The 21,695-nt window shown below is 28.9% G+C and carries 19 protein-coding genes; 17 read left to right on the top strand and 2 right to left on the bottom strand.

Annotated elements, in window-relative coordinates; all coding sequences use genetic code 11:
- The first annotated feature begins 72 nt into the window (after positions 1-72).
- The 3 genes from P8F83_RS10670 to P8F83_RS10660 all read left to right on the top strand — a co-directional run bounded on the left by P8F83_RS10670 (position 73) and on the right by P8F83_RS10660 (position 2,219).
- On the top strand, positions 73-1,398 hold the full coding sequence (locus P8F83_RS10670; protein ID WP_326514584.1) for an MATE family efflux transporter: 1,326 nt from the start codon (positions 73-75) through the stop codon (positions 1,396-1,398).
- 101 nt (positions 1,399-1,499) lie between these two features.
- On the top strand, positions 1,500-1,808 hold the full coding sequence (locus P8F83_RS10665) for a PTS lactose/cellobiose transporter subunit IIA (protein ID WP_326514583.1): 309 nt from the start codon (positions 1,500-1,502) through the stop codon (positions 1,806-1,808).
- Between the two features lie 24 nt (positions 1,809-1,832).
- Positions 1,833-2,219: a MerR family transcriptional regulator gene (locus P8F83_RS10660; protein ID WP_326514582.1), complete on the top strand. Its 387-nt coding sequence runs from the start codon at positions 1,833-1,835 to the stop codon at positions 2,217-2,219.
- Positions 2,220-2,354: 135 nt separating this feature from the next.
- On the opposite strand, the gene P8F83_RS10655 is transcribed toward P8F83_RS10660, so the two are convergent.
- Positions 2,355-4,808: a GxGYxYP domain-containing protein gene (locus P8F83_RS10655; RefSeq protein ID WP_326514581.1), complete on the bottom strand. Its 2,454-nt coding sequence runs from the start codon at positions 4,806-4,808 to the stop codon at positions 2,355-2,357.
- A 134-nt stretch (positions 4,809-4,942) separates the two neighbouring features.
- Here P8F83_RS10655 and P8F83_RS10650 point away from each other — a divergent pair, with 134 nt between their 5' ends.
- From P8F83_RS10650 to P8F83_RS10615, 8 genes are all read left to right on the top strand, one after another.
- On the top strand, positions 4,943-5,611 hold the full coding sequence (locus P8F83_RS10650; RefSeq protein WP_326514580.1) for a cadmium resistance transporter: 669 nt from the start codon (positions 4,943-4,945) through the stop codon (positions 5,609-5,611).
- A gap of 183 nt (positions 5,612-5,794) precedes the next feature.
- Entirely contained in the window at positions 5,795-6,616 is an 822-nt protein-coding gene (locus tag P8F83_RS10645) for a VanW family protein (RefSeq protein WP_326514579.1), read from the top strand.
- A 596-nt stretch (positions 6,617-7,212) separates the two neighbouring features.
- Entirely contained in the window at positions 7,213-10,641 is a 3,429-nt protein-coding gene (locus tag P8F83_RS10640; protein ID WP_326514578.1) for a pyruvate carboxylase, read from the top strand.
- Positions 10,642-11,112: 471 nt separating this feature from the next.
- The gene (locus P8F83_RS10635) at positions 11,113-12,354 is read left to right on the top strand and encodes an MFS transporter (protein WP_326514577.1); all 1,242 of its coding nucleotides are present in this window, start codon (positions 11,113-11,115) and stop codon (positions 12,352-12,354) included.
- A 169-nt stretch (positions 12,355-12,523) separates the two neighbouring features.
- Entirely contained in the window at positions 12,524-13,282 is a 759-nt protein-coding gene (locus P8F83_RS10630) for a hypothetical protein (RefSeq protein ID WP_326514576.1), read from the top strand.
- Positions 13,283-13,287: 5 nt separating this feature from the next.
- The gene (locus P8F83_RS10625; protein WP_021801192.1) at positions 13,288-13,476 is read left to right on the top strand and encodes a hypothetical protein; all 189 of its coding nucleotides are present in this window, start codon (positions 13,288-13,290) and stop codon (positions 13,474-13,476) included.
- A 367-nt stretch (positions 13,477-13,843) separates the two neighbouring features.
- Positions 13,844-14,005, top strand: coding sequence for a hypothetical protein (locus tag P8F83_RS10620; RefSeq protein ID WP_156337821.1), 162 nt, complete (start codon positions 13,844-13,846; stop codon positions 14,003-14,005).
- Positions 14,006-14,025: 20 nt separating this feature from the next.
- Positions 14,026-15,720 (top strand): sensor domain-containing protein, encoded by a 1,695-nt coding sequence (locus P8F83_RS10615; protein WP_326514575.1) that lies wholly within the window; start codon positions 14,026-14,028, stop codon positions 15,718-15,720.
- Between the two features lie 75 nt (positions 15,721-15,795).
- On the opposite strand, the gene cls is transcribed toward P8F83_RS10615, so the two are convergent.
- The gene (gene cls / locus P8F83_RS10610; protein WP_326514574.1) at positions 15,796-17,331 is read right to left on the bottom strand and encodes a cardiolipin synthase; all 1,536 of its coding nucleotides are present in this window, start codon (positions 17,329-17,331) and stop codon (positions 15,796-15,798) included.
- Positions 17,332-17,488: 157 nt separating this feature from the next.
- Between cls and P8F83_RS10605 the strand changes: the two genes are divergently transcribed.
- The 6 genes from P8F83_RS10605 (at position 17,489) to P8F83_RS10580 (ending at position 21,686) form a co-directional block, all read left to right on the top strand.
- Positions 17,489-18,304, top strand: coding sequence for an alpha/beta fold hydrolase (locus P8F83_RS10605; RefSeq protein ID WP_073022445.1), 816 nt, complete (start codon positions 17,489-17,491; stop codon positions 18,302-18,304).
- 154 nt (positions 18,305-18,458) lie between these two features.
- Positions 18,459-18,932, top strand: coding sequence for a helix-turn-helix domain-containing protein (locus tag P8F83_RS10600; RefSeq protein WP_238902435.1), 474 nt, complete (start codon positions 18,459-18,461; stop codon positions 18,930-18,932).
- Positions 18,933-18,951: 19 nt separating this feature from the next.
- Positions 18,952-19,320 carry a DUF4180 domain-containing protein gene (locus P8F83_RS10595; protein ID WP_326514573.1) on the top strand — a complete coding sequence of 123 codons (369 nt, stop codon included), beginning with the start codon at positions 18,952-18,954 and terminating at the stop codon, positions 19,318-19,320.
- A gap of 179 nt (positions 19,321-19,499) precedes the next feature.
- Positions 19,500-20,639, top strand: a complete 1,140-nt coding sequence (locus P8F83_RS10590) for a GGDEF domain-containing protein (RefSeq protein WP_326514572.1) — start codon at positions 19,500-19,502, stop codon at positions 20,637-20,639.
- A 32-nt stretch (positions 20,640-20,671) separates the two neighbouring features.
- Positions 20,672-21,325: a hypothetical protein gene (locus tag P8F83_RS10585; protein WP_326514571.1), complete on the top strand. Its 654-nt coding sequence runs from the start codon at positions 20,672-20,674 to the stop codon at positions 21,323-21,325.
- 64 nt (positions 21,326-21,389) lie between these two features.
- The gene (locus P8F83_RS10580; RefSeq protein WP_326514570.1) at positions 21,390-21,686 is read left to right on the top strand and encodes a hypothetical protein; all 297 of its coding nucleotides are present in this window, start codon (positions 21,390-21,392) and stop codon (positions 21,684-21,686) included.
- The last annotated feature ends 9 nt before the right edge of the window (positions 21,687-21,695 follow it).

Here is a 21,695-nt window from a genome sequence, read left to right as displayed (position 1 = left end):
GCATTAGACCCAAAGTAAATAAGATGTTAAATTGTAAATTAGATAGACAACTAATGAAAGTGAGGTAGACTTATGTTTTCAAATCAAGATCTTAAAAAATTAATTATCCCTTTATTTATGGATCAGATTTTAATCATAACTGTTGGGATAATTGGTACTATGATGGTTTCTTATGCTGGTGTAGCAGCAGTTTCAGGTGTTTCACTAGTTGATATGATAAATATGCTATTAATTAACGTACTTGCTGCTTTAGCTACAGGTGGAGCTGTGATTGTTTCTCAGTATATTGGCAAAAAAGAAAAAGATAATGCACGTAACGCTGCTAGTCAGTTAATTACTATTACTGTAGTTATTTCTACAGTAATAATGTTATTAGTAGTTTTGTTTAATAAACCATTACTAAGCGTTCTTTTTGGAAATATAGAAGCTGATGTTATGGAGGCTGCAATTGTATATTTTATTATTTCTGGATTATCCTATCCGTTTCTAGCAATTTATAATTCATGTGCTGCTTTATTTAGATCTATGGGGAATTCTCGTGTTCCTATGATTGTTTCTATAATAATGAATGTAATTAATGTTATTGGAAATGCTATTGGAATATTTGTGTTTCATGGTGGAGTTATTGCTATAGCAGTTGCAGCATTAATTGCTCGTGGAATTGCAGCATTAATTATGATGTACAAGTCTCTAAATAAGAAAAATGATATATTTGTAAGTTTTCCTGAGATTTTTTCATGGCAAGGAAGTATGATAAAACGAATTTTAAATATTGCAGTTCCGAATGGATTAGAGAATGGGATTGTTCAATTAGGGCGTGTTCTTTTAGTTAGTATTATTTCATTATTTGGTACAACTCAGATTGCAGCAAATGGAATTACTAATAGTTTAGTTGGAATTTCTATAAGTTTTGCAAGTGCTATGAATTTAGCTATAGTTACAGTAGTTGGACAATGTGTTGGTGCAGGGGAATATAATCAGGCTAGTTATTATACTAAGAAACTTACAAAGGTTACTTATATTGCAACCTTAATTATAAGTTTAGCAGAGATTGCTTTGCTCCCATGGATTTTAAATTTATACACTTTATCTGATGAAGTAAGCAGACTGACCTATATACTTGTAATAATTCATAATGTATTTGCTATATTCTTATGGCCTCTTTCATTTACTTTTTCAAATTCTTTACGTGCAGCAGGGGATGTTCGTTACACCATGTTGGTTTCAATTGGGTCTATGTTTATACTACGTATAGCTCTTGGGTATATATTAGGAGTTGTATTTAATATGGGGGTTATTGGGATATGGGTGGCAATGAGATTTGACTGGATGCTTCGTGCAATCATTTATATTGTGAGATATAAAAGCGGAAAATGGAAGAATTTTAAAGTGATATAAAAAATAAATTGTTTTTATAAAAGTTATTGACTTGGAGTTAACTCCAAATAGTAGACTAAATTTAAAGGTAATAACAAAAAATATTTTTGGAGGATTATTTAATGAGTACTGAAGAAATGATAGTTATGGATATAATAATTACTGCTGGAGAAGCTAAAGCGTACATGTATGAAGCACTTTCTAAAGCGAAAGAAGGAAAGTTTAAAGAGATAGGTAATCTAATTGAAAAGGCTGAGGGAGAATTAGAAAAAGCACATAATGTACAAACTTCCTTGTTAACAAAAGAGGCAAATGGAGAAAATGTAAATCTTTCAATGTTATTTATACATTCGCAAGATCATTTAATGACTTGTATATCAGAAAAGAATTTAATAGAAGAGATAATTGAACTTAGAAGAGAATTGCAATAATTAATAAATATGAGGTGAAGGAAAATGACTATCGCAGAAGTAAGCAAAATGTATGAGCTTTCACAAGATACAATACGTTATTATGAGCGTATTGGATTACTTCCAAGTGTAAATCGTAAGAAAAATGGAATAAGAGATTTTACTGAAGAAGATTGTAAATGGGTAGAATTTATAAAATGTATGAGAAGTGCAGGACTTCCAATTGAAGCTTTAATAGAATATGTTAGACTATTTGGACAAGGTGATGAAACTGTTGAAGCTAGAAAAGAGCTTTTAATTGAACAACGAGATTTACTTAAGTTAAAGATGGAAGAAATGCAAAGAACAGTAGAAAGATTAAGTGGTAAAATCGAAAGATATGACCAAGGATTATATAAAAAAGAAAAATCATTAAAGAAGACAGAAAACTAAAAGAACCTCTATACAATAGTATAGGGGTTCTAAGCATTAGAGGAGATGGTATTTTTATTATAAGATTTAGTTTTAATATATTATATGTAAAAAAAATATTGATGTTACAATTTATATAAATATAAGCGTTGAAGATTAATGCGTGACGTTATGCTTAATTAACTCCATAAAGATTTTGGGAGTTACTACTCTTATTTTAGGATTTTCCTTTAATTTATTAATTACTTTTTCAACATCTTCTAAGTTTTTACTCCATGCATGGACATAAACAAAGGTATAGCTTTCAGGAATTGAAATATTTGTTTGTTCTAGAGCATTAACCCTATAATTAACTTTTTCAATTAAGTCATTCTCATCCTCTAGGTTTTTCCAAAGTATATCTCTACAAGATACTATAGGTTTATTATTAGACCACAAAATCTTTCCTTGATAGTTATTATGTTTATGATAATCTAAATAAAATAACCCTTGAATATTATCTTTATAAGTAAATTTGTTCCAAAGCTCAGTATCGTAAAATGAGGAATCATCGATTATTGATACATAATTCTGATTCACATTATCCATGTAATTATTTAATTCATCTATATAAGGAATTAAACTTTTTGTATCAAATTTACTAGGATACATATATCCATTTCCAGAAGGAGAAACGATAAAATAATCATTATAATTGCTTGAGTTTGCACTTTTATAATACATATTAAGAACAGTTGGGGCTAAATAATATATAGAAGGAGTAATGGACCAACCCATATTGAAAGAACCTCTCAAACTTGATCCATACCAGTCTTTAGAGCTATAGTTGTTTCCAAGAATCCACTGCTGATTATCACCATCAGACATTACAAAGGTAACGTAATGGACATTTTTTTCTTCTAAAAACTCTGGGGAAGATTTTTGATTTATAGGAGTTGATTTAAAAGAACTAAGTACACTTAAGTTATATGACCAGTCCGAAGCTACAATACTCACTCCATATTTTGAAGCAGTACCTACATTAATAAATTCATCTGGCCCCCAACCTAAACAGGTGGAGTTTTTGTTAGCATTAGAAAATATTTTATCCCTTAGAGTGGTATTAGTAACATCTTCTTCATAGAAAACTAAAGCTTTGGAAAGTATAGCATAATCTCTTAAGGCGGAGTCCTTATCAGGGGATAATTGAATTAAAAGAGAGTGGTTCAAGCCTTTATCCCACAAGTTATCATATGCCCAGGTGTTATCAGTGTTTCTACAATCACCAATTAGATTAGTAATTCCGTGTAGATTTACTTCATTTTCAATATCTTCATTAATGACTATAGAATTTTTTAATGCTGCAAGAGAGCAGGCGTTATTTATTGAGGGGTCCATAGAGCTTTTATGACTAAATAATATATAACCATCTACATATTGTTTAAATTTATCTACTAATATCCAAGGGTCAGAAATAATTTCGTAGTTAACATTATAATTACTTTTCAAGTCATCTAGCCAGATTTGATAATCTGGCTCATTAGAATTTAAAGTATATATTTGAGTAGAAGATTTATTGTTGGCTAGCCCTTGAAGGGAGGCAATCATAGTTTTTTCGCTTGGGGATAATTTATCTAAAGAAATAACATATAGAAACTTAGGAACCTCAGAGTTCTTTATATAGTTTGAGTTTATTGTATTTTTAGAGAAAGTTTTAATAGAGTGATTAAAAGTTATAGTTTTTATAAAGTCACTCCATTTTGAACTAAAGTTATCATTATTGGTTTTACAGTACTCATAAAAATTTAGCATAAACTTATCTCTTTCAGGATTATGAAAACTATTGATAACATTAGTATTAAACTTGGCTAAAGATAATTGGCGATTTATTATATCAGAGCTAGAGACATTTTTTGCGTTTTTAAACATATCATACATAATCATAAAGGTGGTGGTTCTTCCTTCACCAGCTTTACAATGAAAATGAAGCCAAGAATTTTCATTAATGTTTTTAAAAAAATCTACTGTGTAGTCAACCATGTAATCTGATGGTATTTTGCCATCTGTAACGGGTATTCTCATGTAGGATAGGTTCTTCGAACTAACTAGTGCATCTTCATTTTCAACTTTAGTTACATTAAGTGATTTTGTAGTAGGTTTTTGAAAAGCAATAGTTGAATTTAATTCTATATTTTCAAGTTGATTACTTTCCTTTAATATAACTTCTTCTTTATTTAGGTCTTTGTTTGCATCATTTTTTAAATTAGCCCAGCTAACAGGATATCCATTTATAAAACCATGAGATTCTTGTCTTAAATCTACTATAGTTATAGGAAGGGATGTGTCTAAATAATCTAGCATTAATGGTAGGTTTTGCTCAGAAAATTGTTGGCTTCCTGAGATATTTAACGAAGCTAATCCAGTAAGGTTTAATGATTTATTACTGGACAGATAAGAGATATCAGAAGTTTTTCGTAAATTTCTTGGCACAGTTGTTGTATTTAAAGAATCAAGAACCAGTTGTGCATCGCTATTATCAATGTTAGGTTGAGCTTGCGTACATATAGTAAGTAAGAAGGAGCAAAGAAAAATTAATAGTAAAACTATGTGATGTTTAATAAATCTTCTCATTTTGTATCACCTCTTTTTATAATAAATTATTTTATCTTAAGATAATTTGCATCAATAAAGGCGATTATATACTGGGATTAATATAGTATAATTTAAATAGATTAGCTGATATTTAATTGTTTGGAGGATTATAAGTGATTAGTACAATAATAACTGCTCTAGTTTCATTTTTTAGCACTAATATTGATGATATTTTTATTTTAATGATGTTTTTCTCTCAAGTTAATAAAGACATGAAAGTTAAGCATATTGTCATTGGTCAATATTTAGGAATTGGAGCTTTAACAGCAATAAGTATTGCAGGGGCATTAGGAATATCGATAATTCCACAGGAGTATGTTGGGTTACTCGGTTTAGTACCTATATATCTAGGGATAAAGGAATATATTGAGTATAAAAAAGAAATCAAGAATAACGTTGAAGAAGAGGTTCAAGATACTGAAGAGAATATACAAGAACAAGTAGTTTTGAATCAAGAAAATAAAACCTTAGTATCTATTAGAAAGTTTATTAGTCCAAATATACTAAAGGCAGCAGGAGTAACCATTGCGAATGGTGGAGACAACATTGGTATTTATATACCAGTGTTCTCAAGTATGAAATTATATTCTATATTAATAACAGTTATAGTTTTTTTATTACTTACAGGTGTATGGTGTTTTATTGGTTTTAAATTAGTCGAACATCCTTTTGTTAATAAAAATATTGAAAAGTATAAACATATTTTTGTTCCAATAATATTTATAGTATTGGGAGTTTTAATTATATTGGAAAGTGGAACGGTAGGGTTATTTATTAAATAAATCTAATTTCTATTTAAAAATGTAATTTTATTTAGAGAAGATTTAAGACGGTATCATTAGCTTGTATGGGAAAAGTAAATAAATTATTGTATAGAGTTTGTAATCAATATATTTGAATTAAATGGTATAATTACCAGTAATAAATCTTGAGTATCTTACTTAACAAAAAAGGTGGAGGGTTTTATGAGCTATATTGAGAAGAAGCCTATTAAGAGATCAAAACTTAGATTATTTTTAGGAAAATTATATTATTCAATGAAAAGGTACAAGCAGTGGTATTTTAGTGGGAAAAAGTATTCGAAAAATATTGTTAGTGAGAAATCACCTTATGTTATCTTTGAACATAAAACACCATTATTAAGAAAGCTTAAGAATGTAGATATGAAACTTCAACATAATAAGATAACAAATCTTAGACTTGCTATTGAGAAACTTAATGGAATAGTAATAAAACCTGGAGAAACATTTTCCTATTGGAAGCTTATAGGAAAGGCATCTTATAAAAAGGGATATTTAGATGGACTTATGCTATGTGCAGATGGTAGCTTTAAAGCTGGAGTTGGTGGTGGGCTTTGTCAGCTTTCAAATCTAATATATTGGATGACATTACATACTTCACTAATAGTAACTGAAAGATATAGACATAGTCATGATGTATTTCCAGATAGTAATAGAACTCAGCCTTTTGGTACTGGGGCAACCTGCGCTTATAATTTTTTAGACTTACAAATATACAATAATACAGAACAGGAGTATCAATTAGTAGTTTATTTGACTGATGAACATCTAGTTGGTGAATGGAGGGGCACTGTACCATCAATTAATAAGTACGAAGTGTATGAAAAAGAACATTCAATAACAGCAGGATTATTCGGAGGATATATTAGAAATAACATAATTTATAGAAAAATGTATGATAATATTGGATTGATAAAAGATGAGTATATTGCTGAAAATCATGCTTATATGATGTACAATCCTTATTTGAGTGAAGGAATAAAATAATAATGAAAACCGCTTTAAGATTCCTAGGTGAATAGTAAGGCGGTTTTTTTATTGCTTACTATTCACCTAGGAAATAAAATTCTAAAGTTCCTCTTAATATTTTAGGGGTAAGGATAATGGAGTTTGTTAGATAAGTTTCGGGTTTTGGCTATATAAATGAAGAATTTTACTTTTGTTTAATAAGATGGTGTTAAAGTGAAATACGAAATAATTATGAAGTGAAACTTGCATTTTTCAAATTTTTATAGTGAAAAGCCTTCAATAAAAATATATTTATTTTATTTGTAGAATAGCAGTATTAAAAGAATTATGATATAATAATTAAAATAAAGATGTACTTAAGTTGAAAACAATGAGAGAATATATATTATAATAATGAATTTTATTAAGTGTGTATATTGCATTGTAGATTGAATTTATAATAAAAAGAGCAAAGGTGGCTTTTATAGAGTAATATAGAAAATAAGAAAGAAGCCTTAATATATATTGTTAAATGTTCGTTAAGGTTTGTTTTTTTGTGGTTACAAGTTTATTATTAGCCATTAAACTAAATCTAGCTATAGGCAAAAATTTTAGGAGAGAAAAGGGGCATTTTTATGAAGAAATTTAAAAGAGTTTTGGTAGCAAATAGGGGCGAAATTGCTATAAGAGTCTTTAGAGCTTGTAGTGAGCTTGGAATTAGAACAGTTGCTATTTATTCTAATGAGGATAAGTATTCCTTATTTAAAACTAAAGCAGATGAAGCTTATCTAATCGGTGAGAATAAAAGTCCTGTTGAAGCGTATTTAAATATTGAAGAAATTATAAGCCTTGCGCTTAAAAAGGGTGTTGATGCTATTCATCCTGGTTATGGATTTTTATCAGAAAATCCTGAGTTTGCAAAAAGATGTGAAGAATCAGGTATTGAGTTTATAGGACCAACAGCTGATATGATGGATTCTCTTGGGGATAAGATTAAATCCAAAATAGTTGCAAAGGCAGTTGGAGTTCCAACTATTCCAGGGCATGAAGATGGAGTTAACACTGTCCAAGATGCAAGTGTATTTGCAAAAGAGTGTGGATATCCTATCATGATAAAAGCTGCTGCAGGTGGTGGTGGTAGAGGTATGAGAATAGTTCATAGTGAAGATGAACTTGAGTATGCTTTTAGCAGTGCTAAAAATGAAGCTAAAAAAGCTTTTGGCAATGACCTTATGTTTATTGAAAAATATCTTGAAAAACCTAAACATATTGAGGTTCAAGTATTAGGAGATAAGTTTGGTAATATAGTTCACTTATATGAAAGAGATTGTTCTATACAAAGAAGACATCAAAAGGTTGTAGAATTTACTCCAGCATTTTCTCTTTCTGAAGAAAAAAGAAATGAAATTTGTGAAGATGCTATAAAGATAGCTAAACATGTTAATTATAGAGGTGCAGGTACTTTAGAATTTTTAGTAGATATGCACGGAGATCACTATTTTATAGAAATGAATCCAAGAATTCAAGTTGAACACACTGTATCAGAAATGGTAACTGGTATAGATTTAGTTCAAAGTCAGATTTTAATTGCAGAAGGTTTTCCTTTAAACTCTGAAGAAATAGGTTTATATTCTCAAGATGATGTAAAACCAAGAGGATATTCTATTCAATGTAGAATTACTACAGAAGATCCATCTAACAGTTTTGCTCCTGATACAGGAAAAATAGATGTTTATAGAACAAGTTCTGGGTTTGGTATAAGACTAGATGGTGGTAATGGATTTACAGGTGCTGTTATTAGTCCTTATTATGATAGTTTACTTGTAAAAAATATATCTTGGTCTAGAACCTTCCAAGATGCAATAAAGAAGAGTATTCGTGCTATAGAAGAAACAACAATTTCAGGAGTTAAAACTAATATTGGTTTCTTAATAAACGTGTTAAATCATCCTACCTTCTTAAAAGGAGAATGTCATACTGGCTTTATTGAAGAAAATCCTGAACTTATTTCTATAGAAGCTAAGACAGATGAAGAAAGTAAGATATTAAGATACATTGGGGAAAAGGTAGTTAATGAAACTAATGGAGTTAAAAAGGACTTTGATGTCCCTGTAGTTCCTAAGGTTGAAATTCCTGATAATTTAAGTGGAACTAAGCAAATCTTAGATAATGAAGGTACTGATGGACTTATTAAATGGATTAAAAATCAAAATAAGTTACTTTTAACTGATACAACTATGAGAGATGCTCATCAATCTTTAATGGCTACAAGAGTAAGAACTAGAGATATGTTAAAGATAGCAGATGCAACCTCTGTATATGGGAATGACTTATTCTCTCTTGAAATGTGGGGTGGAGCAACGTATGATGTTGCCTATAGATTCTTACATGAGTCACCATGGGAAAGATTAACTGAACTTAGAAGGAAGATTCCTAATGTATTATTCCAAATGCTTATAAGAGGAGCAAATGCAGTAGGATATAAGAACTATCCTGATAATGTAATTCGTGAATTTATAAGAGAATCTGCAAAAAATGGTATGGATGTATTTAGAATATTCGATTCTCTTAACTGGCTTAAGGGTATGGAAGTATCTATAGAAGAAGTTCTAAAAACAGGGAAAGTCGCAGAAGCAGCTATATGTTATACAGGTGACATCTTAAATGATGAGAAGAGTAAATATAACTTAGATTATTATATAAAACTTGCAAAAGAAATTGAGAAAACTGGTGCTCATATACTAGGAATTAAGGATATGGCAGCACTTTTAAAACCTCATGCAGCCTTTAAATTAGTAAGTGCATTAAAACAAGAAATTAGTATTCCAATACATCTTCACACTCATGACACTACAGGTAATGGAGTGGCTACAGTAATAATGGCAGCAGAGGCTGGTGTTGATATTGTTGATACAGCATTTAACAGTATGTCGGGACTTACAAGTCAGCCTGCACTAAACTCAGTAGTTGCTGCACTTAAAAATACTAGAAGAGATACTGGAATTAACCTTAAAGGAATTCAGCTTGTTTCAGATTATTGGGATGCAGTAAGACCAGTTTATCAAGCTTTTGAGTCTGATTTAAAATCTGGATCTGCTGAAATATACAAATATGAAATACCAGGTGGACAATATTCAAACTTAAAACCACAAGTTGAAAGCTTTGGACTTGACCACAAATTTCATGAAGTTAAAGAAAACTATAAGGTTGTAAATGATATGGTTGGAGATATTGTAAAAGTTACACCATCTTCAAAAATGGTTGGAGACTTTGCTATATTTATGGTTCAAAACAATCTTACTCCAGAAAATATTCATGAAAAAGCAGCACATTTAGCTTTCCCGGATTCAGTAGTTTCTTACTTTAAAGGAATGATGGGTCAACCAAGTGGAGGATTCCCAGAAGAACTTCAAAAGATAGTTCTAAAAGGAGAAGAACCTATAACTTGTAGACCAGGAGAACTACTTCCTCCAGAAGACTTTGATAAGATAGAGAAATATTTAAAAGAAGAACTAGAAATTGAACCTGATAAGAGAGACATATTAAGTTATGCTCTTTACCCAGATGTATTTGAGGAATATGTAAAATACAGAAAAGAGGTTGGAGACTTTACAAGAATGGGAAGTGATGTATTCTTCCACGGACTTTATGAAGGAGAAACTTGTGAAGTAGAAGTAGCTGAAGGAAAAGCTTATATGATAAGACTTTTAAGTGTAAGTAATCCTGATAATGAAGGGAATAAGATTCTTGTTTTTGAAGTTGATGGTAACCGCAGAGAGGTTAAGATTAAAGATAAAAACAACAAGTTTATTCAAGATTTTAACACAATTGAAATGGCAGACCCTTCTGATAGAAAACAAATAGGAGCACCTATTCCAGGAACTATCCTATCAATTCTTGTAGAAGAAGGGGAAACAGTTGCTAAAAATCAAGCAGTTATTATTGTAGAAGCTATGAAGATGGAAGCTAAGGTTACAGCTGCTGTTGAAGGTGTTGTTGGATCAATTATTGCAAAAGAAGGTCAACAAGTTAAAGCAGGTCAATTATTAATAAGCTTAAAATAAAACTAAACTCCTCAGAAGATAAAAAAATTCTGAGGAGTTTTTATTGCATATATTTGAAAACATTGTATAATTAATTTGTATAAGAAAATAAACATGAACGAATATTACATAAAAATATAAACGAAAAGGTGTGTAAATATGCTAAAAGAGGTAGTTTGTAACTAAACTAACTGAATAAAGATTACTAGTGATATATTTAAAAGAATCTTGATTTTATTCAAGGTCTGTTTGTGTATCATAAAATAATCAATATTAAATGAGCATGTTATACCTTATTAGTAAAAGTGGGAGAAGGCCGTGTTCTAAACAGGGTGCTTTTTTATACCTATTTTTACTTCGTTTATATGTGATATTGGATCTTAGTCTATATAAATTTAGACTACTTTAGATTTTCATGTTTATAAATAATGCAATTATAAGGTCGTAAATGAATAGTTCATTTACGACCTTTTTTAAGGATGGTGATTAATTATGACTAATAAAATTTCTTCATATAAAATATATTTATTATTTTCAGCAATAACAGCAATGTGCTTTTCTTCTGTTTTTACAGTGTCTATGGTTTATCATATAGAGAAAGTACACTTAAATCCCCTTCAACTTATACTTGTTGGCACAACTTTAGAAGCTGCTTGCTTCATATTTGAAATTCCAACAGGAATAGTTTCAGATGTTTATAGCCGTAAGTTATCCATAATAATAGGTACCACTTTAATAGGACTTGGATTTATGATAGAAGCCTCAATACCTAAATTCATAATTATTATCATATCTCAAATAGTATGGGGAATAGGGCATACATTTATTAGTGGATCAATTGATGCATGGATAGCAGAAGAAAGTAAGGGAGAAGATTTAAATAGGGTTTATATAAAAGGTGCGCAAGCAGGACAGATTGGCTCAGTTGTAGGAATAGTTTTCAGTACAATTTTAGGCAATTTTTCTGTGAGAATTCCTATTGCTTTAGGAGGCGCTATATTTATAATATTTTCTATATTTTTATGGATTTATATGAAAGAGGGAAATTTTACTCAATCTGCGCCAGATGAGTTAAATACATTTAGAAAGATGGGTTATACTTTTAGATCTAGCGTAAAGTTTATAAAAAGTAAACCAATAATAATGCTTCTTTTATCAGCAACTTTATTCTATGGACTAGCTAGTGAAGGATATGATAGGCTTTACACAGCTCATTTTTTACAAGATACCATATTGCCTAGTATTTGGAATCTAAGTTCAGTAACTTGGTTTGGAATTTTTGGTATAAGTGGAATGTTATTAAATGCTGGGGTTATGCAACTTATAGTAAAGAGACTAGAGAGGGAAGAAAAAATTAATAGTGCTGTAGTATTAATAGGTACGAATATATTTTACATTATATTTATGCTTATATTTGCTCTTACTAAAGATTTTACAATAATGCTTATGGGATATTTACTTACAAACATGTTTAGAACTATAAATGAACCCATATTTAGTGCATGGTTAAATAACCACATAGATGAAAAGGCAAGAGCTACGGTGATTTCTACTAATAGTCAGGTTAATGCTTTAGGTCAAATAATAGGAGGGCCAATCATTGGAATCATAGCCACTAATATATCAGTAAGTATAGGAATAGCATGTACTGCCTTATTAGTTTCTCCTGTAATAATAATATATTTATTAACTATTTTTAGAGATAAAAGAGATAGTTTGAATAGCAAATCTTAAGTTTATTAGGTTTAGTACTAAATTCATTTATAAAGGAATAGAAATTAATATAAAAATTTATGTTGAGGTCATTATGGATATAAAACTTTTATTATTTATTTTTATTCCCATAGTTTTTTTCATTATATATATGTTTTTGGCTCATTTTAAGCAAGGGTTTGAGGAGGACATGAAGCTTACTAGAAGAGGATACTATGTAGTAGTTCTTATATGGACTTCCTTATTTTCAATTTCTTTTTATGAAAATATTAAAGAGTTTACTATTATAGAAGTTAGCTGGTCACCACAGTATAGATTTAATTTTGTATTTTTCTTGGCAGTTATGTCTTTATTAGCTGTGATATGGGACTTTGTTTTTATATCCTGTAGAACTTTAATAAATATAAAATTAAAAAATACAGAATTTACTTTGGATGAGATAAAAAGTGTTAAATATGTTGAAATGCTTCAAGAAAATGAAATAGATACTCTATATGCTGTGCTTAATAGCAAGATTAAAGTACTAAAGTACATTGATACTCGCTTAGAAAATGGATTAGATGTTGATATAAATGAATTATATGAAAGTGTAATAAAAGAATATGCAAAAATTAGAAAACAAATCAAAATATATACATATTATGATAGTGAAGAGGACATTAGCAGAATGCAGAAGGACATTAAGCTTACATTAGAATCACTAAGTTCTATAATGTATTCTATTAATTTATTTGGTTTTTGTAAACCTCAAGAGTTTAGGAAAAGTAAATATATATTTGCAAAACTTAATACCAAATATCTCAATGAGAATATAATTTTTGTTTTAAAAGGAAATTTATTGATAGATAAGGAGCATATAATTATTATTGAAGTAATAAGTTACTTAGAACAAAAATTAGAAATAGAGGTTCTAAAAATGGAGCTTTTTACTAGTCAACATGAGGAGTGATTAATATGGAAAAAGACCGCATAGATATTCTAAAGAAGATTAAAGAAATAGCTGAAAAAAAATCTTCTTATGGAATAAAACAAGTGGAAGCAGAATTTTCAGCTAAGAATAATATAAAAACAGATGAAAAGGCTAGAATAGGCAAAAGAATACTGAAGAACAAAATATATTCTCGTGTTGAATTAATGGAGTAATATATAAAGGGAGTGAACGCAAGTTTACTCCTTTTTATTTGGTCAAAATTAAATTTTTGTTAAAAATAATTACAATAAATATAATAATAGTATATAAATACTAAATATCTACAAAATACATATTTTGTACATAATCATTATAACATAATATTCATATAAAGCCAAATATTAATAAAATATTGTATTATTTTGGGGTATTATGAAATGATTTACCGATATATATATAATTAATTTAAAAATATCCATAAATCTTTATAGCTTTATAGAGACTTAATTAGTATTTGGTCATAAATAAATGCACAAAATATGTATTTTGTTTAAAAGACAAAATACATACAATAGTAAGGGATGTTCTTGGGGGTGAATCATGGGGAAAAAGGAAGAAATTGAGGTTATGAGGGAGATTTTAAATAAGTTAATTATAAATATTAATTTCTTAAATAAATCAGATAGAGATATTCTTCAAGAGATAAGCGAAAAGATGGATAAACTTATAGTAGACTATCTCCAGGAAAGTAAAATAGAGTAATTTCATGTGGAGTGAAGATTATGAAACTTTGTTATAAAAAAGTCGAAGAAAGATATTTAAAAGGGTTAAATAAAGGACGAATAGCAGTATGGGAATGGGATATAGAGAAAGACAAATTTTACTTTTCAAAAAACCTTGAGAATATAGTACAAAAAAAGTTAGAAAACACTAAGAGTTTATTTGATTTCATTAATAAAATAAAAGTGGAAGAAAATAAAATGGACCCTATAAATGAACTAGAATCATTGCTAGATGGAGCTAGTGATTTATATAAAAAAGAATTTAAAATTCAAAATGAAAATGGTGAAGAAATATGGATTTTAATTGAAGGAGATTTAATTAAAAACCATGAAAACAAGATAAAGTTACTAGCAGGGTATATAGAAGATATAACTGATAAGAAAAAATTAAAAGATGATATTGAATATCTATATTATTATGATTCTTTGACAAAACTTCCAAATAGAGCATTATTTAAAGAGAATTTTAAATTATATTTAAATAGATGGAAGCTTAAAAATCAAAAAGGATCTATTATTTATATGGATATAAATGATTTCAAATTGATAAATGATATATATGGACCTAGCTATGGAGATTTGGTCCTAAAAGAAGTTTCTAGAATATTGTGTGAGTCTATTTACGGTAGTGGCAAAATTCACCGTTTGAGTGCAGATGAATTTATAATATTAGTAGAAAACTTCCATGAAGTTGAAGAAATAAATAAGTTGTGTAAAAGAATATTAGAAAGATTAAAGTTACCTTTAAAGATTAAGGAAAAAGATTTATACATAACTGTAAGTTTTGGAATATCATTATTTCCAAAGGATGGGACCAGCATGCTAGAATTATACAGGTATTCAGACTTAGCTTTGGCTCAATCCAAAATGAAGGGAAAAAATTTCATAACATTTTTTGAAAAATCAATGTCAAATAAATATGATAGAAAATTTCTAATAGAGCAAGAACTTAAAAGTGCTATAAGTAATGATGAATTATATATAATGTATCAGCCTCAAGTTAATAGTTTCAATAATAAAACTACGGGTTTTGAAGCTTTATTAAGATGGAAGAGCAAGGAGCTTGGGTTAATTGCCCCAAGTGAGTTTATCCCTATAGCAGAGTCTTCAGGAAGTATTGTAGAAATAGGTGAGTGGGTAATTGATAATGTATGTAAACAGATAAATTTATTAAATAAGTCAGGTTATAACTTCGAGAATATATCTATAAATATATCTCCTATGCAGCTCAATAAAGATTTTATAGATAAACTTATAGATATATGTCAGAAAAATAATACGTCTCCTTCTTTAATCGAGATAGAAATTACAGAAGGAATGCTTATAGATCTTCATAATAATAAAATTGAAATTTTAAATGAGATTATTAAAAGAGGTATTAAGATAGCTGTAGATGATTTTGGAAAAGGATATTCTTCATTAACTTATCTTACGGCACTTCCTATAAACACACTTAAAATAGACAAGTCTTTTATTGATAACATACATATTAATAAGTATAAGGCTGTAGTAAAATGTATTATTGATTTATGCAAATCACTTGAGTACAGAATAGTAGCAGAGGGAGTAGAAGAGAAAAAACAATTGGATATACTTAATGAGCTTGGATGCAATGTCATTCAAGGTTATTATTACAGTAAGCCTTTATTTGAACATGAAATGGAAGGCTTTAATTTAGATGGGATAGCTAAATAGGTATGATATATATTGTAAAAAGGCTTAAAATAGGCGGTACAAGAATGATTAAAAAATATTCTTGTATCGCCTTTATTACATAATTGGGGAGAATATACGAAGTATCAAACGAAGAACTGCTCTATACCATTTTATATTGTTTGTTTCTTCAAGAGTTATTTGTTTACATCTTTCCAATGTTGCCATAAAGTCTGAATATATATCTTTGATACTTAAACAGTTATACATCCAAACACCACATTCAAAGTGCAAATACAGACTTCTATAATCCATATTAATAGTTCCAACTACTGCATATTCATCATCAACAATATAAGACTTTGAGTGAATAAAACCAGGAAGATATTCATAGATTTTTACTCCGCTATTAATTAAGGTTTTATAATATGATCTGCTTACTTCATGAACTGTTCTTTTATCTGGAATATGTGGTGTTATTATTCTAACATCAATTCCTCCCTTTGCAGCTGAAGTTAAAGCTGTAACCATTTCATTACCAATAATTAAATAAGGGGTAGTTATGTACACATATTTTTTTGCCTTGTTAATCAAATTAAGATAAACAATTTCTCCCACAGGCTCTTCATCTAAGGGGCTATCAGTAAAAGGTTGGACATATTCATTTTTATTAAATATTAGCTCTGAAATTAATGGGTTCTTAAATTTACTGAAATCTTCATCAATTCCTTTTTGAAAATCCCATATAGTTAAAAACATTACAGTAAGGCTCCAGACACCGTCACCCTTAAGCATTATAGCAGTATCTTTCCAATGTCCGTATTTTTCATATTCATTTATGTACTCATCAGCTAAATTAAAGCCCCCTGTAAAACCTGTAATCCCATCAATAACAGCGATTTTTCTATGATTTCTATTATTTAATCTAAAAGATATAAAAGGTTTTAAAGGGTTAAAAACTGAGCATTTTATCCCAAGCTTCTCTAATTTTTTGTCATACCCTTCTGGAAGAGTTAAAAGACAGCCAACATCATCATACATTACTCTAACATCTATTCCCTCTTTAGCTTTTTCTATAAGTATATCTAAAATGCTGTTCCACATAAATCCTTCAGTTATAATGAAATATTCTAGGAAAATATAATGTTTTGCCTTTTTTAGTTCTTCAATGAGGACTTTATAGACATCTTCCCCAAGAGGAAAATATTCCACATAAGTATTATCATAAGGTGGACAAAAAGCGTAATCTTTTATGTATGTAGATTGTATTCCTGCAATAGGATTTTTATCCTTAATATCAGCTAAGATATCATCCTTTGAGGATAGAGCCTCAGAGGATTTAAGAGCTATATATTTCATTTTTTTCCTTGTTCGTCTGTTTAGCTTGCTTCCTCCAAAAAACACATAAAATAGACCACCCAAAACAGGAAGAGATAATATAGGAATTATCCATGCAATTTTATAAGCTGGATTACTATTACTGTTGGTAATTGCTAATACGGATAACATACTTATGAATACACTTATTCCATAAAAATAAACAAAGTATTCATCTAACTTAAATACAGCCCATACCAAGACAACAATTTGAACTAAAATAGAGACAAATACAAAAGTAATCCTATGAAGTAATAGTTTCTTTAAAAAATTCACTTTGTTACCTCCTCAAGTGTTCATATCAAAACATATTTCAACCATTTTCTACATTATAATAGATAATTAGCAAGTTGTCCAAAATCTAAAAAATAACTCACTTATTTATATGATAATGAATAAAATATAGTGAAAAAATATATATGGAGGCATTTTAGTGGGATACTACGTTAGAGTTGAAAAAAATGTGAAAATATATGTAGAGGATCTTAATCCAGAAGGGAAAAGAACTATATTGTTTTTACATGGTTGGCCAGGAAGCACTAAGTTATTTGAGTATCAGTTTGATGAACTACCAAAGATGGGATATAGATGTATAGGAATAGATACTAGAGGATTTGGTAATTCAGATAGACCGTGGAGTGGATATGATTATGATCGTTTAGCTGATGATGTTCGCTGTGTAATTGATGCTCTTGAATTAAAGGATATAACACTTTTAGGACATTCAACTGGAGGAGCTATTGCAGTTAGATATATGGCTAGACATGATGGATATGGAGTATCAAAATTAGCTTTAGTTGCAGCAGCTGCACCAAGTCTTATACAAAGAGACAACTTTCCATATGGACAAAAAAAGGAAGTAGTAGATAATATTATCGACGGAACATATACTGATAGACCAAAGATGCTAAAAGGATTTGGAGACTTATTTTTCTTTCAATATATAAGCCAAGGAATGTCAGAATGGTTTTTTAACATAGGATTAGAAGCATCAGGATGGGGAACAGCAATGGTTGCAAAAACTTGGCTAGGAGAGGAGGAGTTATTTTCTGACCTTAAGAAAATTAAAGTTCCAACAGTAATTCTTCATGGTATTCATGATAAAGTTTGTTTCTTTGAATTAGGAGAAGCACAAAAGAAAGCTATTAAAAACTCTAAATTGATACCATTTGAATATAGTGGACATGCGGTCTTCTATGATGAGAAGGACAGATTTAATAAAGAACTGACTAAATTTATAGAAAAGTAAAATAGTTAAAGAGGTACCATAGTATTTGAAAAAATACTATGGTATTTTGGGTATAAAGGATAAAAAATAGTAACAAAATACAACAAAAACTTGACAAATAGCAATAAAATCATTAATATCTAAATATAGAGTAACTTTGAAAGAAGGTATTAAGTTGGAAGAAAAGTTTTATACTATTGACCAAATAGCAGATTTATTAGGTATGCACCATAAAACTATAAGAAAGTTTATAAATGAGGGAAAACTCGGAGCTCGTAAAGTAGGAAAGCAATGGAGAATATCAGGACATGATTTAAGTACATTCATGGAGAAAAATGATTTTTCTGTTAGTAAAGAAGATAAAAAGGAAGAGAATGAATTTGAATTCACTTCAAGTGGTGAAGTTTCGGAACATAATATAAATGTATCTACAGTAGTTGATATTAATAACATATCTCCAGATGAATATATGAGAATATCAAATACATTAGTTGCTATTACAAATAGTAGAGACTCTAAGATTGGAAAAGCTGCAATTAATGCCAAATATTATACTGAAGACAGAAAACTTAAAGTGGTTCTATGGGGTAGTATAGATTTTACTCAGGAAATGTTAAGTACAATAGCACTTCTTACTGAAAATACATAAAAGGATGGAGAGAATTTAAATGAAATACAATGTAGTTGAGAAATTAAATAAAAAATACTTAGAATTTAATGGAGCTTCTAACGAGCAAATTAAATCTGAACAAGACAGCTTAGATATTATATCTAGTTGCTGGGAAGCGGATGTATATAACGTATTACTACATGAGGAAATATTATCAGACGATTTTTTTAATTTAAGAACAAAATTAGCTGGAATGATACTTCAGAAATTTATAAATTATCGTATAAAAATGGTCATTGTTTTAAACAATGAGGATAGAGTAAATGATAGATTTAGAGAAATGATATTAGAAAGTAATAAAGGTAAGGCCTTAGGAGTATTTATGGATAAATCTGAAGCAGAAAATTGGCTTTTAGATATTAAATAAGTATTTAAAAAACCCCGAATACTAGTTGACTAGTATTCGGGGTTTAAATTTTATAAAAAAAGATTGAAAAAAATTACCAAAAAGTAGTAGTTGTGATACAATTAACTTATGTAATTGATTTTAATGTAAAAACAAGGTATATTTAATATTAAAATATTATTTAATATGGGGCGGTTAAGGTGACTTTAAAAACATTGGATGCTAATACAGTATCTCTTATAATTTTAGTGTTTATATTCTTAAATATAAGAAGCAGTTCAGAGAATATTTCAATGCAATATAAATTGTTTAAAGCTATGATTTTAGCCAATATAGGGATGATAATTATAGATGCTTTTGCTTGGAAATTTAATGGACTTAAAGGATCTATGAATTTAACTTTGAATACTGGGTTTAACTTTTTACTTTATGTGCTGGAACCAATTCCACCATCTTTAAGTGTTCTTTATACTAGTTATCATGTTTTTTCTAGTGATGTTAAGGTTAGAGAAAAACAAAAGGTTTTGATGGTGTTTTTCTTATTAAATTTAATGATATGTATTGTAAGCTTATTTACTGGAAGCTTTTTTTATGTTGATCAAAATAATATATATCATAGAGGTCCTTATTTTGTTTTACATGTAGCATATTGTTATGGGCTTCTTATATATTCCTTAATGTATTTAATTAAACATAAGCAGTATATTGAAAAACGTAAGTATATTTCTATGATTGCCTATTTTATTCCAATGGCAATTGGGACAACTATCCAAGTACTTTTTTATGGATACTCCTTAAATTGGGTAGGAATGATGTTATCTTTATTAATTATATATTTTAACATACAAAATAGAGGAATAAATACTGATTACTTAACTGGAATATATAATAGAAGACAACTTGATGAGTACATAAGAGAAAGAATTAGGAATTCAACTGAAAACAAATCATTTTCAGCAATACTATTGGATCTGAATGAATTTAAATCTATAAACGATAGATTTGGACATAAAATTGGAGATGAGGCATTAAAAGATTCAGTTGAGATTATAAGAAGAAGTTTAAATACAGATGATTTTATAGCAAGGTTTGGGGGAGATGAGTTTGTAATTATAACTGACATATATAATGGACAAACTCTTGATAAGGTGGTAAATAGAATCAGAAAAAATGTTGAGAATTTTAATGTAAGTAATTTAAAACCATACAACCTTAACTTTTCTATAGGATACGATATCTATAGCTGTAATTCCAAAATGGAAGCAGATGAATTCTTTAAACATATAGACATGCTTATGTATGAAAATAAGAAAATTTCATATATAGAAAATCATGACTGAGGAGTAATATTTTAATAAAAGGTAGGTGGGATATGAGGAATAAAAAAAATCTTAGTTTACTAATAGTTATTTTTATAATTATTAGTGTGTTTGCTGGGTGTAGGAATAAAGAAGCAGCAAAAATTAACAAGAATATGGATGAAATTATAGAGGAGATTAAAAAAGGTGAATACGGAGGATCATTTACAGATTTAATTTATGTTTCTAAAGATAAAGCAATTCTTCGTGGAGCTGTTGGAATTATGGTTTATGATTTAGAAAAACAAGAAATCTCTAGAGCTTTAGACATAAAAGATATAGATATGAATCATATCCAAGGGTTAGAGACCACTTTTTATGGAGTAGATGAAACTGGTTCAAAAATTATAATGTTTAACACTGCTGATAGTGGGGCTGAAATAAAAAACAAAAACACATATTTATATGATATTGAAAAAGATAAATTGGATTTAATTGATAATAGAAATTTTGAAGATAGGTATGTAGGTATTAAAGAAGGGGATTATAATGTGTATACAAAGTATAGTGAAAAGTATAGTCCTATGGAGTTTGGAAGTTATTATGGAGAAATTGACGATAACACATTATGTTTTTTAGGACATGACAGGAGTGATAAAAAATCTCCTCTTAAGTTACTTATAGTTAATAAAGTCAATAATGAAGAGAAAATTTATGATGTATTTTAATAGGAATATAGAAATATATTATGTAATATGTATATAAAGAAAAAAATAAAAGGAGATGGTTTTAGTGAAAAGGGCAATAAGATATTTAGTTATGACGTTTATGATTTTTTGCTTATCCTTTTTAATATTAAAACCAACTAATGAGGAATCTAAAATCAAATCAAGAATAACTTATAAGTCTTACAAAACTCAAGAAGAAGGAAAAGATAATAACATTTCAGAAGTTATAGATAATACAGACGGAAGAGTAAAAGACATGCCAGTACCAAGTCCAAACCAATCCCTAGGGGCTCAGACCTTGCCTGTACCAAACCCAAATGAAGAAATAGTAATAAGTGAGCTGAAAATTACAGATAATTAAAAGTAATCT

The organism is Clostridium intestinale (genome assembly GCF_035905475.1).
In the GTDB taxonomy this organism is placed as follows: Bacteria; Bacillota; Clostridia; order Clostridiales; family Clostridiaceae; genus Clostridium_T; species Clostridium_T intestinale.
This window is presented reverse-complemented; position numbering and strand designations above follow the sequence as displayed.